This is a genomic window from Rhodococcus sp. NBC_00294, from assembly GCF_036163995.1.
Classification (GTDB): domain Bacteria; phylum Actinomycetota; class Actinomycetes; order Mycobacteriales; family Mycobacteriaceae; genus Rhodococcoides.
Genome location: NZ_CP108043.1, coordinates 3,320,150 through 3,334,505 on the forward strand (window position 1 = coordinate 3,320,150; position 14,356 = coordinate 3,334,505).

Consider the following 14,356-nt stretch of genomic DNA (forward strand, 5'->3'; position numbering starts at 1 on the left):
GTGATTCGCATGCTGACGTTCGCCGTGCTCCTGGCGATCGTGACGTTCGTCCTGCACCGCCGTCTGGTGGTGGCCACCGGACTCACCGGCGCCGCGCGCCTCGCCGCAGATGCCGTTCTCGTGGTGTTCTGGGCCGCCGCGGTGGTCGGGATCGGCAGCGGTGAGGTACTGGATCCCTCGTGGGCCCGCTACGTCGCGTACCCGGGTCTGACCTGGCTCGCCGCACTCCTGTACCTCTGCCTCGGTTCCCTGCTGATCGCCGTGGGCGCCCTGGTGGTGCGGATCGGAGCGCGTGTCGCCCACCGCGACGGGGTGTCCGCACGGCGCACCTTCGTGCGTCCCGCCACCGCCGTTCTCGTCCTCGGCACCGTGGTGGCCGTCGCGTACGGAGTCGTCGCGGCCGCCACCCCGAAGGTGACCCGGACGACAGTCGAACTCGCAGCACTGCCCGCGTCGTTCGACGGTGTGCGGGTGGGACTGGTGTCCGACCTGCACGTCGGCCCGGCGCGCGGCGAGGCGTTCGTGCAGGGGGTCGTCGACACCCTCATGGCGGAGAAGCCGGATCTCGTCATCATCGCCGGGGACCTCGTCGACGGAACCGTGGACCTCGTGGGCCCGGCACTGGCTCCGCTGAGCGAACTGTCGGCGCCCCTGGGTGTCGTGGTCACCAGCGGCAACCACGAGTTCTATGCGGGCGACGGCGGCGCGTGGCTCGACCTGTACGACTCGCTGGGACTGCGGGTCCTGCGCAACGAGACGGTCCCGCTCACCCGCGGCGTCGACACGATCGACCTGGTCGGCATCGAGGACCTCACGGCGCCGGAACCGTACGAGCCGGATCTGGCGGCAGCCCTCGAGGGCACCGACCCGGCCCGTTTCCAGCTGCTCTCGGCGCACCAGCCCAAGCAGGCGACGCAGGCGTCCGATCTCGGTGTGGACATGCAGGTCTCCGGCCACACCCACGGCGGACAGATCTGGCCGATCGTGTATCTCGTACCGCTGCAACAGCCCTCGGTCCAGGGCCTCGACACCATCGGCGACACCACGCTCTACACCACCCGCGGCGCCGGCGCCTGGGGTCCCCCTGTACGCATCGGCGCGCCGCCCGAGATCTCTCTGCTGGAGCTCCGGACGGCGCGCTGATCACATCGCGTCAGTGTCAGTAGGTCAGGCGAAGGCCTCGATCGGCGGGCACGAGCACACGAGGTTGCGATCGCCGTGTGCGCCGTCGATCCGCCGCACCGACGGCCACACCTTGGCGCGCGAGGTGCCGGCCGGGTAGACGGCCTCCTCGCGCGAGTACGGGTGCGTCCAGTCCGTGACGAGGCAGTGCGCCGTGTGCGGCGCGCCCCGGAGCGGGTTGTCGTCCACGGTCCACTCCCCCGACGCCACTCGTTCGATCTCCGCGCGGATGGCGATCATGGCGTCGACGAAGGCGTCGATCTCGTCGAGATTCTCGCTCTCGGTCGGCTCGATCATGAGGGTGCCCGACACCGGGAAGCTCATCGTCGGTGCGTGGAAACCGTAGTCCGCCAACCGCTTCGCGACATCGTCGACCGTCACCCCGGTGCGCTTGGTGATGGGCCGCAGATCGAGGATGCACTCGTGCGCGACCATCGAGCGATCGCCGGTGTAGAGCACCGGGAAGTACTCGTCGAGTCGGCGGGCGATGTAGTTCGCCGACGCGATCGCGGTGAGGGTCGCGCGCCGTAGACCGGCGGCACCCATCATGCGGATGTAGGCCCACGTGATCGGCAGGATGGACGCCGAACCGTACGGTGCGGCCGCGATCGCACCGGTCTCACCGAGACCCTCCACGAACGGGTGTCCGGGCAGGAACTGCGCGAGGTGGGAGCGGACGCCGATCGGACCGACGCCGGGGCCGCCGCCGCCGTGCGGGATGCAGAACGTCTTGTGCAGGTTCAGGTGGCTGACGTCGCCGCCGAAGCGACCGGGGCGCGCCACGCCGACCAGAGCGTTGAGGTTCGCGCCGTCGACGTACACCTGGCCACCCGCGTCGTGCACCGCGGCGCAGATGTCGCCGATCTCGTGTTCGTAGACGCCGTGCGTCGAGGGGTAGGTGATCATGATGGCGGCCAGCGACTCGGCGTGCTCGGCCACCTTGGCGCGCAGGTCGTCGACGTCCACGTCACCGTTGGTGCGGCACGCCACCACCACGACCTTCATCCCGGCCATCACGGCGGACGCCGCGTTGGTGCCGTGGGCGCTGGACGGGATGAGGCAGATGGTGCGTGCGTCGTCCCCGCGGCTGCGGTGATAGTTGCGGATCGCCAGCAGGCCTGCGTACTCGCCCTGGCTGCCCGCATTCGGCTGCAGGGACACCGCGTCGTAGCCGGTGACCGCGACGAGCCACTCCTCGAGGTCGCTGATGATGCGCGCCATGCCGGGAGCATCGTCCGCGGGTGCGAAGGGGTGCAGGGCGTTGAAGCCCGGCCACGTGATGGGCTCCATCTCCGCGGTGGCGTTGAGCTTCATGGTGCACGAGCCCAACGGGATCATGCTGCGGTCGAGGGCGATGTCCTTGTCGGACAGCGCGCGGAGGTACCGGAGCATGGCGGTCTCTGTGCGGTACCGCGTGAACGCCGGGTGCGTCAGGAACTCCGACGTACGGGAGAGGGCGTCGGGAACGGCGATCGGCGCGGGGCCGGAGGCCGGCTCGACACCGAAGGCCTGCAGCACGGCCTCCACATGAGCGTCGATCGTGGCCTCGTCGCAGGAGATGCCGACGTGGTCGTCGTCGACGAAGCGGAGGTTGATCGCGGCGGTCGTCTTCGCGGCGGCGACCACCTCGGCCGCGCGGCCGGGTACGCGGGCGACGACGGTGTCGAAGTAGTTCTCGTGCACCACGGTGACGCCACCGGCGCGCAGCGCGGCACCCAGCGAGGCCGCGTGGCCGGCGACGCGACGCGCGATGGCGGTGAGCCCGTCGGCACCGTGGTAGCTCGCGTACATCGCGGCGACGACGGCGAGGAGCACCTGCGCGGTGCAGATGTTGGACGTCGCCTTCTCGCGGCGGATGTGCTGCTCACGTGTCTGCAGAGCCAGGCGGTAGGCGGGCGATCCGTCGGCGTCGACGGAGACGCCGACGAGTCGGCCCGGCAACTGACGAGCATGGGAGGTGCGCACGGCCAGGTATCCCGCATGGGGTCCACCGAAGCCCATCGGGACGCCGAACCGCTGCGACGTGCCGAAGCACGCGTCGGCCCCCTGCTCGCCGGGCGAGGTGACGAGAGTGGCGGCGAGGAGGTCCGCGCCGACGGCCACGAGGGCGCCCCGATCGTGCGCCTCGGCGATCACCGACGTGAGGTCGACGATGCGGCCCGATGCTCCCGGCGTCTGCGACACGACACCGAAGAACTCGCCCTCGGGCAGGCCCGCCGCGAGGTCGGCGTCGACGAGCTCGATGCCGAGCGGCTCCGCGCGCGTCGCGATGACGGCGCGGGTCTGCGGGAACAGGTCGGTGTCGAGGACCAGGCGGGCCGACTTCGACTTGCCGGCTCGGCGCAGCAGCGTCATGGCCTCCGCCGCGGCGGTGCCCTCGTCGAGCATCGAGGAGTTGGCGATGTCCATACCCGTCAGGTCGGACACCATGGTCTGGAAGTTGAGCAGTGCCTCGAGTCGGCCCTGGCTGATCTCGGGCTGGTACGGCGTGTACGCGGTGTACCAGGCCGGGTTCTCGAGGATGTTGCGCACCAGGACGGGCGGGGTGAGCGTGGCGCTGTAACCCTGGCCGATCATGGACGTCGCGACGGTGTTGCTCGCCGCCAGCGCGGCCAGTTCGGCGAGTGCCTCGTGCTCGGAGACCGGCGCGGGCAGCGCGTCCAAACCGTCCGCGATGCCGTCGACGGCCGCGTCGAGGATGTCGGCGGGAACCGCGGCGGCAGCGAGATCGTCCAGGCTCGCCACACCGATGACGTCGAGGAGTCGCGCGGTCTGCTCCGCGTCGGGCCCGATGTGGCGGTCGACGAAGGTACGGAGTCCGGAGGTCGAGCGGGGTTCGGCGGTCACGTGATCTCCCGTGGTGGTGGCGAGGTGCACGCCCCACACGCAGGGAGGGACGCCCCTCTCCCTCTGTCGTGATGCCCGAGACCACCGGGCGCCTGAGAGATTCGGCCGCCGCGTGCGGCGCCTTTCCCCGTGGGCGGGTGGACGGTTCCACCACTTTCCAGAGGCGTCGGAGCCCGCACGGTCCCGGGTGCCTGAGAGATTGACGGAGAGGTGCTGCTCCTTCGGCGCTCGTCGGGGTCGGTCCTGTGACGGACCGTGTCCCGGCGAAGCTCTCCCGTGCGGCGTCGACGCTTCCTCAGTATATGGGAGTGCGCGCCGGCGGGTCAGCCGGTCTTGCGGCTCGCGCGATTCTTGCGGCGGGAGGCGAGCTCGTCCTCGGGCGTCGGCTGGCTCTCGCCGCCGTCGGCACGCTCGGCGGGGAAGTCGGCGATGGCACCGGTCAGTTCACGCATGGCTCCGCTGACCGCGATCCCGAAGACGCCCTGTCCGCCCTGCAGCAGGTCGACGACCTCCTCGGCGGACGTGCACTCGTAGACGGTGGTGCCGTCCGAGAACAGCGTGATGCGGGCCAGATCCGCCACGCCACGACGTCGGAGATGGTCGACGGCGACGCGGATGTTCTGGAGCGAGATGCCGGTGTCGAGCAGTCGCTTGACGATCTTGAGGACCAGGATGTCCTTGAAGGAGTACAGCCGCTGGCTGCCGGATCCTGCCGCGCCGCGGATGGACGGCACCACGAGGCCGGTGCGGGCCCAGTAGTCCAGCTGCCGATAGGTGATGCCGGCGATCTGGCACGCACTGGGGACGCGGTAGCCGACCAACTCGTCCGGAACCGAATCGTCGGGGAAGAGACCGGGTTGCACCTCGTCCACGTCGTTCGATGCCAGCAGGCTCATCTGCTCCGGCTCCTGCGGCTGATCTGCCACGTGTTTCTCTCCCTCTCGGATGGTCCGCCTGGAGTCCTCGTCCGCGGACCTGTGCGGTACGCGCGGTGAGAACGACGATGACATCCGTGACGCTCGGCGAGGTCGAGAATACGCCCTCACCGCGGTGAGCGGCACGTCCTTCATCGACCCGAACGCTATGGACCGCGGAGCCGTGAGGCAACGCGCCACGCGGTAAGCCTCAACCTCAACTCAAGGGTGAGACTCGATCGTTATCTAACCGTCGGTCGCCTTGAAGTCGTCCGGCGAGATGGTGTCCAGGAATTCCTTGAACTTCTCCACCTCGTCCTCGCGCTCGTCGGGCATGACCAGACCGGCTTCGGCCAGAACGGGCTCCTCCGCGAAGATCGGCACGCCGGCTCGCAGGGCGATGGCGACCGAGTCCGACGGGCGTGCCGAGACACGCACGTCCTGGTCGAAGACCAGGTCGGCGTAGAAGGTGCCCTCCTGGAGATCGACGATGCGGACTTCCTTCAGGGATCGCCCGAGGGCCGTGACGATGTCACCGATGAGATCGTGGGTCAGCGGACGCGGCGGTTGCACGCCCTGCTGCTCCAGTGCGATCGCCGTGGCTTCCGTCTGGCCGATCCAGATCGGCAGGTACCGTTCGCCGTCCGACTCCCGCAACAGCAGAACAGGTTGATTCTGTGGCTGCTCCACCCGGATACCGATCACGCGCATCTCGCCCATCGCGCCGCCTCCCAGCTGCTGTGACTCGTCGCCCGCGCACTCGACGGGGCGGACGTGCTCTCCAGTGTATTGACCCGCGGCGCCGACGACCGGCCGTGCGAGCGGCCGACGCACGCCCTCGGGACTACTTGTCCAGTATCCCGTGCACCGCGGACTTGACCAACGACGTGTGCAAGGACAGCGACAACGCGGCCAGCTCCCGGACGAGCTCCTCGGCGCGGTCTCGCGCACCCGCGTCACGGCCCAGGGCCACCGGCCCGGCGACCTGAGCCAGCAGGTTCGCCTCGCGGTCCGCGGCGAGCTTGAACGCGCGCAGATGCCGCACCTCGAGCCCGTACTGCGCCATCGCCCATGCGGTGCGCACGAGCACCACGGCTTCCTCGTCGTAGAAGCCGGCCGGACCCGCCGAGACGAGGCCGCTCTTCTGCAGTTCGAGCAGGAACGGCTCGTCCACGCCCGCGCGCTCGAGCAGGTCGGCACGACTCATCCGGACGCGCCGCTCCCCGAGAAACTCGGTGGGCGGAACACTTCCGGGCGCCAGAGCCAGGACACGAGGCCCCTTGGGCGCCGCGGCGACACCGTCGGGACCCACGGAACGGATGCCGTTGTCCAGCGCGTCCAACTGCTCCTTGATGACCTTCAGCGGGAGGTAGTGATCACGCTGCGCCGTGAGGACGTAGCGCAGGCGCTCGCAGTCCTCGACGGAGAACCTCCGGTAACCCGACGCCGTTCGTTCCGGGGAGATCAGTCCCTCGGCCTCGAGAAAACGGATCTTCGAAATGGTGACGTCGGGGAAGTCCGGGCGCAGTCGATCGAGTACGGACCCGATGGACATGCCGCCACCGGACTGCTGCCCGACTGCCGTCATCAGCTACCTGCGCCGGCAGACGTCTCGCCGAGCTGGCCGCCTGCGGACTGACCCTTCGGACCGGTCAGGAACACGAGGCGGAACTTGCCGATCTGCACCTCGTCGCCGTTGGCCAGAACGGCGGAGTCGACGGGCTCACGGTTGACGTAGGTGCCGTTGAGGCTGCCGACGTCGACGACCTGGAAGTCCTCGTCGTCCTGACGGAACTCCGCGTGGCGACGGCTCACGGTGACGTCGTCGAGGAAGATGTCGCTGTCCGGGTGGCGTCCCGCGGACGTCGTGGGCTGGTCCAGCAGGAAGCGAGAGCCCGCGTTGGGGCCCCGCTTGACGACGAGCAGGGCGGAACCGACGGGCAGACCCTCGACCCCGGAGACCGGTGCGTCGGAGGAGCCCTGGGGCGCCGCTGCGGAATCGATCTCGTTCAGGAAGTCCGCTCGGAAGACCGAGGTGGTCTCCGCGGGGGACTCTCCGTAGACGCCGTCGTTGCCGTTATCGCTCACGTTTCTCCTCCTCGATCTGATCGCCCCTCACCCACGAGGCGATTCAGCACATTCTCTTGTCACGCTTGTCTGACGGTTCCGCGGTTCCCGGACCGGGGTGCCGCCGAACCACGTGAGGACCTTACCGACCGTACCTTGCACACACCGTCGCCCGGGCGTGCTTGCCCGCCCGCCGGGCACGGCTGTTACGTGGTCGTGATCGACGCGTACCCCTCGGCGTCCATCATCGCCTCGAGGGCGTCGTCGAGATCGCTCTCGGAGTCGACGGACAGGTCCACGAGCCAGCCGGCGCCGTACGGATCGCTGTTCACCAGTTCGGGGTCGCCGTCCAGTTCACCGTTCACCGCAACCACTTTGGCCGACAGCGGGGCGTAGATGTCGGAGACGCTCTTGGTGGACTCCACCTCGCCGAGCGACTCACCGGCCGACACCGCATCGTCCTCGGTGGGCAGCTGAACGAAGACGACGTCGCCGAGCTGCGACTGTGCGTAGTCGGTGACGCCCACGCGCACGGTGGTGGGGCCGGTCCGCTGGACCCATTCGTGCTCGGCCGTGTACCGCAACTCGGTGGGGATATCGGTCTGGCTCACGTGAACCGGGTCCTTTCGCAGGCGTTGTCGCGGTGCGGACGAGGAGAACCGCACTCGCGCTGAGCGTATTGGCGAGCTTTCCGCCTCCGCAAGGCGGGCGCTCCCCGGCTCATCGTGCGGTGAGCGGGAGGCGTCGGACCGGACCGAGCGCCAGGCCGAGGTACAGCGCGCCCGTGTAGAGGTACAGCGCGGTCCCCCACACCAGCAGGGCCTGCGCGGGAACCGCGATCACGTCGGCGCCGACCCAGTCCACCCGCGCGGCGAGGAGGAACGGCAGGGCGCTCATGAGGACGAACGTCGCGGCCTTGCCGAGGTAGATCACCTCGGGTGGAGCGAGTCCCCGCCGCCGGTAGAGCAGCAGGGTGAGTGCGAGGATGCCGTCCCGCGCGATCAGGACCACGGCCACCCACCACGGGAGGATGCCCGCGAGGGCGAACCCCACGAGTGTGGTGACGACGTACAGGCGATCGACGAACGGATCCAGCAGAGCGCCCAGGGCCGACGACTGGTCGAGCAGCCGGGCGAGCTTGCCGTCCAACCAGTCCGTGGCCCCGCTGAGCAGGAGCAGCAGCAGCGCCCAGCCGTACGCCTGCTCCCCCAGCAACAACCACAGGAACACCGGCACCCCGAGCAGACGAACGACACTCAGAGCATTGGGCACCGTCAGGATGCGATCGCCGACGACACCGGCGACCACGTCGCGAGGGCTGTCGGACGCCGGATCGGTCATCCCCCGAGCTTTCCACACGGGCGCGCCGTCCGGACCCGACGAGCCGCTACCGCCAGGCGAAGACCGGCTGCTCGTAGTCGTGCACGCGGGTGTGCCGCCCACCGAGCACCACCTCGCGGAACTGGTGCACCACCGCGCCCGTGGGCGCGTGCACCAGGCTCGAGCGAAAAGGCCACTGCACCACCGGTCGCGGCGACTCGGCGATCGACACGAACCGGGCGTCGACGTCGAGCTCGTCCGCGGTGACGCGGTACAGGAACTCCACCTCGTCCGGATTGGGCACCGCGTCCCCGGTCCAGTCCGCGATCCACACCACGAACGGACGGATGACGTAGCCGGAGCGGGTCCGATAGTCGTCGAGCGTCCCGAGCACGGAGTCCGGGCCGACTCGGATGCCGACCTCCTCGTCGAGTTCGCGCAGGGCGGCCTCGACCGGTGTCTCGCCGTCGTCGACACGCCCGCCGGGCAACGCGAACTGGCCCGGATGCGCGCGCATCCGGGAGGGCCGCTTCGTCAGCAGCACGTGCCGATCGCCGGGCTCCCCGCCGACGGCCACCACGACCGATGCCCGCCGTTCGTCACCGCCCTCGATGAGTTGACTCTCGAAACCGTCCAGCGTCCGCACGATCTCTGCACGTTCGAGGCGCGTGTCCATCAGGCGACACTAGCCAGGCTCACCGGGCCGGTGCGCGCAGCGCGCGCACGGCCGGCGCCGCCGAGTACGGCAGGATGCGCGAGCGATCCGCCGGAAGGGCCAGCTCCACGACAGCGGACTCGTCGATCCGGTACGGCTGCGCGAGCACCACGCCGGCGAAGGCCTTGCGCAGCCGTGACATCTCGGCCCGGACCGTGATGGCACGGCCGTTGTCGCCGAACAGTTCCGTCGCGAGTTCTGCCGCGGTGCGCCCGTCCCTCCTCGCGGCGAGCAGGAAGAGGATCTCCGCGTGCCGAGGTGTCGGCTCGTGGGACCAGGTTCCGAAGGGACTCGACACCTCGATCACGGTGCGCGAGGGGTCGGACACGTCGATGCGGATGTTCGTCGGCGTCGACTCCCCGTCGACCACTCCGTCGCGTTGCGAGGACGCCGGTCGCACCATCCAGCCACCGGGCAGCGGCTCCAGATCGCACACGCCGAGCGTCGGTACCCACAGTCGGCCCGGCGCCACCTCGTCGGGGAGCAGCACCCGATTGCGCACCGGGACCGACGCCACCGCCGCGACCCACCCGTGCCCGTCGACGGCCAGCGCGGGCGTCTCCGACCGAGCCAGCATCGGCGCCGCCACCGAGCGCAGATTGTCGAGCGTGCGTCGATGCTGTTCACGCAGTTGAGCTTCGGCGAGTCGAGACACGGCATCGATCAGCGCCAGCGTGGTCGGGTGCACCGAACTCGCGGGTCCGCTGACGTCGACGAGGCCCAGCACCCGGCCGGTACGCGGATCCTTGATGGGACTGCTCGCGCAGGTCCACGCGTGGTGAGTGCGCACGAAGTGCTCGGCGGAGAAGATCTGCACCGCCGAGCGCGAGACCAGTGCCGTGCCGATGGCATTGGTTCCCACACTGTCCTCGGCCCAGTCGGCCCCCTCGACGAAGCCGAGCCGATCGGCGCGGTCGAGCACCGAGGGTGCCCCGCTGCGCCACAGCACCCGCCCGAGCCGGTCCGCGACCACCAGTAGGTTGTCGGAGTCCTGCAGAACCGAACGCAGGCTCCCGGTCAACTCCGGCAGGATCTCCACGAGCCCCGAGTCCCGACGCATCTGCTCGAGTGCCGCGGCGTCGACAGCATCGGCGGGTCCGCGGTTCTCCGGATCGACACCCAGGTTCATCACGCGCTGCCACGAGTCACCGATGACGTCGCGGGGGCGAGCGGGCGCGCGGGCACCCGACATGGTCGCGTCGTACACGGCGGACAGCAGCTGTGCGTACCGACGTGGGTCCTCACCTGCCGCGACGGCGGGCTCGGGTTCGGAGGTTCGAGTCATCGACACCGATTGTGCTCCACATCACAGTGCGCGTCATGCCCGGGTCTGTCCCGATCGGTCATCGGTAGACGAGTCCGCCGTCGATGAGACCGGCCTGACCGGTCATGTACGCCGCGTCGGGCCCGGCGAGGTAGGACACGTATCCCGCGACGTCGTCGGGAGTCTCGGCTCGGCCCAACGCGATACCGCCCACGAACTTCTCGTAGGTCGCGCCCTCCTCCGCGCCGGTCAGTTCGGCGAACCGCTTGTCGATGGTGACCCACATGTCCGTGCCGACCACACCCGGGCAGTAGGCGTTCACGGTGATCCCGGCGGACGCGTACTCCTTGGCGGCGGCCTGCGTGAGACCGCGCACGGCGAACTTGGTGGCGCTGTACACACCGAGCATCTCGAACCCGTCGTGCCCTGCGATGGACGACGCGTTGATGATGCGGCCGGGCCGACCGAGTTCGATGAACGTCGCGGCGGCCGCCTGGATACCCCACAGCACACCTTCGACGTTGATCGACAGGATGCGGCCGACCTCCTCCGGCGTGGCCTCGGACAGCGGGCCGACGAGTGCGATCCCGGCATTGTTGACCATGATGTCGAGACCTCCCAGCTCGGCGGCGGCCCGGTTCACGGCGTCGAACACCTGGCGGCGATCGCTGACGTCGGCGACGATCGTCGTGGCTGCGCGACCGAGCTCCCGCACCTCGTCGGCGACCTGGCCGATGCCGTCGGGGTGCACGTCGACGAGGGCGATGTCCGCGCCGTCCCGCGCGAGTCGGAGGGCGATTCCCCTCCCGATTCCCTGTCCTGCGCCGGTGACGAGTGCGACCTGTCCGTCGATGCTCATGCGTGTCTCCTTCATGTGATGGTGGATGTCCGGGACGGAGGTCAGAGCGACGGATCGACGAGAACCTTCATCTTCGTGCCGGCATGCAGTGCCTCGAAACCGTCGTCGATCACCGCGTCCATCCCGATGCGCGACACCCACCCGGTGGGGTCGTACACGCCGTCGGCCATCAGAGCGATGACGGCGTCGTAGTCGGCGGAGGTGTAGCAGAGTGACCCCTGGATGCGGGCCTCCTTCATCACCAGTTCGAGAAGCGGCGTGGTGAGCGGCTTCTCGTAGATCGCCACGCTGACCATCGGCTTGCGGGACCCGACGCACGCCAGCGCGGTCGCCACCGCCGGCGCGACACCGGCCGCGTCGTACACGGCGTCGGCGCCGCGCCCGTCCGTCTCGTCGGCCACCAGCGCGGGGACGTCGACGGACGTGGGGTCGAGAGTGCGTGCACCGAGCGCCTCGATCGCTGCCCGCCGGGTCGCGGACGGCTCCACCACGAGGATGTCGTCGAGCCCCTTGCCGCGCAGCGCGAACCAGAGTCCGATGCCGATCGGTCCCGCCCCGAACACCATCGCGGTGTCGCCCTCGCGCACCTCACCCAGAGTCGCCGCGTGGTAGGCCACCGACATCGGCTCCACCAGCGCACCCAGATCGAGGGACACGGAGTCCGGCAGCGCGTGCAGCATGTCGGTCGGCACCACCGTGTACTCGGCCATACCGCCGTCGGACATCAGTCCGTGGAAGCCGATCGACTGGCACACGTTGTAGTTGCCGGCTCGACACGGACCACAGTGCCCGCAGCGGTACAGCGGTTCGATGGCGACACGGTCGCCGATCGACCATCCCGTCACTCCCGCGCCGAGCTCGGTGATGGTGCCGGAGAACTCGTGTCCGAGAATCAGCGGCATCTGCTGACCGGTCAGGGCGTGCGGCTCGGTGGGAATGAAGATCGGACCGGCGTAGTACTCGTGCAGGTCGGTACCGCAGATGCCGTTGGCACCGACGGCGATCTTCACCTGATCCGGTCCCGGGTCGGGCTCCGGGACATCGGCGATCTCGACCTTGCCGGGCCCGTGGTACACCGCTGCGCGCATCGTTCGACTCCTCACCGGCCGTCCCAGCGACGGCCGTGATCACCGTTCTATGTGACACGCGGCACAGCACGACAGGGTTGCAGTCGGTTGCACCTGCGACTGCAACCCGCTGCAACTCTTCCTCGGACCGCGTCCACGGCGTGTGCTGTGCATCACACGAGCACGACCACGGAACGACGAAGACGGAGTTGTCATGACCCAGACCCTCGAGCCACCCACGCAGAGCATCTCGCCGCAGCAGCGGGTCGACGCATGGTTGGCCGATTTCGAAGCGGGGCTCGCTGCGCGGGACATCGATCGAGTCGTCGCGATGTTCGCCGTCGACAGCTTCTGGCGCGACCTGGTGACGTTCACCTGGAACCTCAAGACGGTGGAGGGACACGACGGTATCGCCGACATGCTGACGGCACGGCTCGCCGACGTCGCTCCGCAGGGTTTTCGCACGACCGAGACACCCGACGAGGCCGACGGTGTCACTTCCGCATGGATCGAGTTCGAGACCGCGACGGCACGCGGCAAGGGACATCTGCGGCTACGCACCGACGCGGAGTCCGGTGAGTCGCTCGCCTGGACCTTGCTGACGACGATGCAGGAACTGAAGGGGTACGAGGAACCTCGCGGGCACGTGCGACCGATGGGGGCTGTGCACGGCTCGAACAAGGAGACGAAGACCTGGGCCGAGCGACGCGAGGCGGAGGAGAAGGAACTGGGATACGGCATCCAGCCCTACGCCCTCGTCGTCGGCGGCGGTCAGGGTGGCATCGCTCTGGGCGCTCGCCTGCGTCAGATGGGCGTCCCGGCCATCGTCGTCGATCGCGGCGAGCGCCCCGGTGATCAGTGGCGAGGACGCTACAAGTCGCTGTGCCTCCACGATCCGGTCTGGTACGACCACCTCCCCTACCTGCCGTTCCCGGACAACTGGCCGGTGTTCGCCCCGAAGGACAAGATCGGCGACTGGCTCGAGATGTACACGAAGGTCATGGAGGTGCCGTACTGGTCGAAGACGACGGCCCTGTCGGCGACCTTCGACGAGGCGGCCGGGGAATGGACCGTGGTGGTCGATCGTGACGGCGAGGAGGTGACGCTGCGACCGAAGCAGCTGGTGATGGCGACGGGCATGTCCGGCAAGGCCTCCATCCCCGACTTCCCGGGAATGGACGTCTTCCGAGGCGAGCAGCATCACTCGAGTCAGCATCCCGGTCCGGACGCCTACGTCGGCAAGAAGGTCGTGGTGGTGGGCTCGAACAACTCGGCGCACGACATCTGCAAGGCGCTGTTCGAGACGGGCGCCGACGTCACGATGCTCCAGCGATCGTCCACTCACATCGTCAAGTCCGACTCGCTGTGCGAGATCGCGCTGGGCGACCTGTACTCCGAGCGCGCCGTCGAATCCGGAATGACCACGCAGAAAGCGGATCTCACCTTCGCCTCACTGCCGTACCGCATCATGCACGAGTTCCAGATCCCGGTGTACCAGCAGATCGCCGAGAAGGACAGGGACTTCTACGACCGCCTCGAGAAGGCCGGCTTCCAGCACGACTTCGGAGACGACGGCTCCGGACTCTTCATGAAGTACCTGCGGCGCGGCTCCGGCTACTACATCGATGTCGGCGCCTCGGAGCTGGTGGCGGACGGCAGCATCCACCTCGTCGGCGGCCAGGTCGACCACCTGACGGAGAACGCGGTGGTGCTGTCCGACGGGACGGAACTCGAGGCCGATCTCGTCGTGTACGCGACGGGCTACGGATCGATGAACGGCTGGGTGGCCGACCTGGTGGACCAGGAGACGGCCGACAAGGTGGGCAAGTGCTGGGGTCTCGGTTCCGACACCACCAAGGACCCCGGCCCGTGGGAGGGCGAGCAGCGCAACATGTGGAAGCCGACGCAGCAGGACAACCTGTGGTTCCACGGCGGCAACCTGCACCAGTCGCGGCACTACTCGCTCTACCTCGGCCTACAGCTGAAGGCTCGGTACGAAGGCCTGGACACCCCCGTGTACGGGCTGCAGGAGGTCCATCACCTGCGCTGACAGACGCGTGCGCCGTGTGCGTGTCCCTCGACACGCACACGGCGGTCGTCGGAGCGAGAGAACGTCACTTC

General features: G+C 69.0%; 13 protein-coding genes and 1 riboswitch. Of the genes, 2 read left to right on the forward strand and 11 right to left on the reverse strand.

The window, feature by feature from the left end; genetic code table 11:
* Nucleotides 1-1,143 (forward strand): metallophosphoesterase, encoded by a 1,143-nt coding sequence (locus OHB23_RS15505; protein ID WP_222645171.1) that lies wholly within the window; start codon nt 1-3, stop codon nt 1,141-1,143.
* Between the two features lie 24 nt (nt 1,144-1,167).
* Here OHB23_RS15505 and gcvP read toward each other — a convergent pair whose 3' ends face one another.
* The 11 genes from gcvP to OHB23_RS15560 all read right to left on the reverse strand — a co-directional run bounded on the left by gcvP (nt 1,168) and on the right by OHB23_RS15560 (nt 12,256).
* Nucleotides 1,168-4,029 (reverse strand): aminomethyl-transferring glycine dehydrogenase, encoded by a 2,862-nt coding sequence (gcvP, locus tag OHB23_RS15510; RefSeq protein ID WP_328809849.1) that lies wholly within the window; start codon nt 4,027-4,029, stop codon nt 1,168-1,170.
* A 168-nt stretch (nt 4,030-4,197) separates the two neighbouring features.
* A riboswitch (glycine riboswitch) is annotated at nt 4,198-4,316 on the reverse strand.
* Nucleotides 4,317-4,352: 36 nt separating this feature from the next.
* The gene (locus OHB23_RS15515; protein WP_027505438.1) at nt 4,353-4,955 is read right to left on the reverse strand and encodes a MerR family transcriptional regulator; all 603 of its coding nucleotides are present in this window, start codon (nt 4,953-4,955) and stop codon (nt 4,353-4,355) included.
* Nucleotides 4,956-5,189: 234 nt separating this feature from the next.
* Nucleotides 5,190-5,663 (reverse strand): bifunctional nuclease family protein, encoded by a 474-nt coding sequence (locus tag OHB23_RS15520; RefSeq protein WP_027505439.1) that lies wholly within the window; start codon nt 5,661-5,663, stop codon nt 5,190-5,192.
* A 124-nt stretch (nt 5,664-5,787) separates the two neighbouring features.
* On the reverse strand, nt 5,788-6,531 hold the full coding sequence (ftsR, locus tag OHB23_RS15525) for a transcriptional regulator FtsR (protein ID WP_328809850.1): 744 nt from the start codon (nt 6,529-6,531) through the stop codon (nt 5,788-5,790).
* Nucleotides 6,531-7,031 (reverse strand): glycogen accumulation regulator GarA, encoded by a 501-nt coding sequence (garA, locus tag OHB23_RS15530; protein ID WP_027505441.1) that lies wholly within the window; start codon nt 7,029-7,031, stop codon nt 6,531-6,533. Before garA ends, ftsR begins: the two co-directional genes overlap by 1 nt.
* Before the next feature lie 185 nt (nt 7,032-7,216).
* Nucleotides 7,217-7,621, reverse strand: a complete 405-nt coding sequence (gene gcvH / locus OHB23_RS15535; protein ID WP_027505442.1) for a glycine cleavage system protein GcvH — start codon at nt 7,619-7,621, stop codon at nt 7,217-7,219.
* A gap of 109 nt (nt 7,622-7,730) precedes the next feature.
* A complete protein-coding gene (locus OHB23_RS15540) occupies nt 7,731-8,351 on the reverse strand; it encodes a CDP-alcohol phosphatidyltransferase family protein (protein WP_056444439.1) in 621 nt (206 codons plus the stop codon).
* A gap of 46 nt (nt 8,352-8,397) precedes the next feature.
* Nucleotides 8,398-9,006: an NUDIX hydrolase gene (locus tag OHB23_RS15545; protein ID WP_328809851.1), complete on the reverse strand. Its 609-nt coding sequence runs from the start codon at nt 9,004-9,006 to the stop codon at nt 8,398-8,400.
* A 19-nt stretch (nt 9,007-9,025) separates the two neighbouring features.
* Nucleotides 9,026-10,330: a GAF domain-containing protein gene (locus OHB23_RS15550; RefSeq protein ID WP_328809852.1), complete on the reverse strand. Its 1,305-nt coding sequence runs from the start codon at nt 10,328-10,330 to the stop codon at nt 9,026-9,028.
* A 58-nt stretch (nt 10,331-10,388) separates the two neighbouring features.
* Complete coding sequence (locus OHB23_RS15555) at nt 10,389-11,168, reverse strand: acetoin reductase (RefSeq protein WP_222631303.1); 780 nt, start codon at nt 11,166-11,168, stop codon at nt 10,389-10,391.
* Between the two features lie 41 nt (nt 11,169-11,209).
* Complete coding sequence (locus OHB23_RS15560) at nt 11,210-12,256, reverse strand: 2,3-butanediol dehydrogenase (RefSeq protein ID WP_328809853.1); 1,047 nt, start codon at nt 12,254-12,256, stop codon at nt 11,210-11,212.
* 193 nt (nt 12,257-12,449) lie between these two features.
* On the opposite strand from OHB23_RS15560, the gene OHB23_RS15565 reads away from it, so the two are divergent.
* Entirely contained in the window at nt 12,450-14,285 is a 1,836-nt protein-coding gene (locus OHB23_RS15565) for an NAD(P)/FAD-dependent oxidoreductase (protein ID WP_328809854.1), read from the forward strand.
* Nucleotides 14,286-14,356 lie beyond the last annotated feature (71 nt).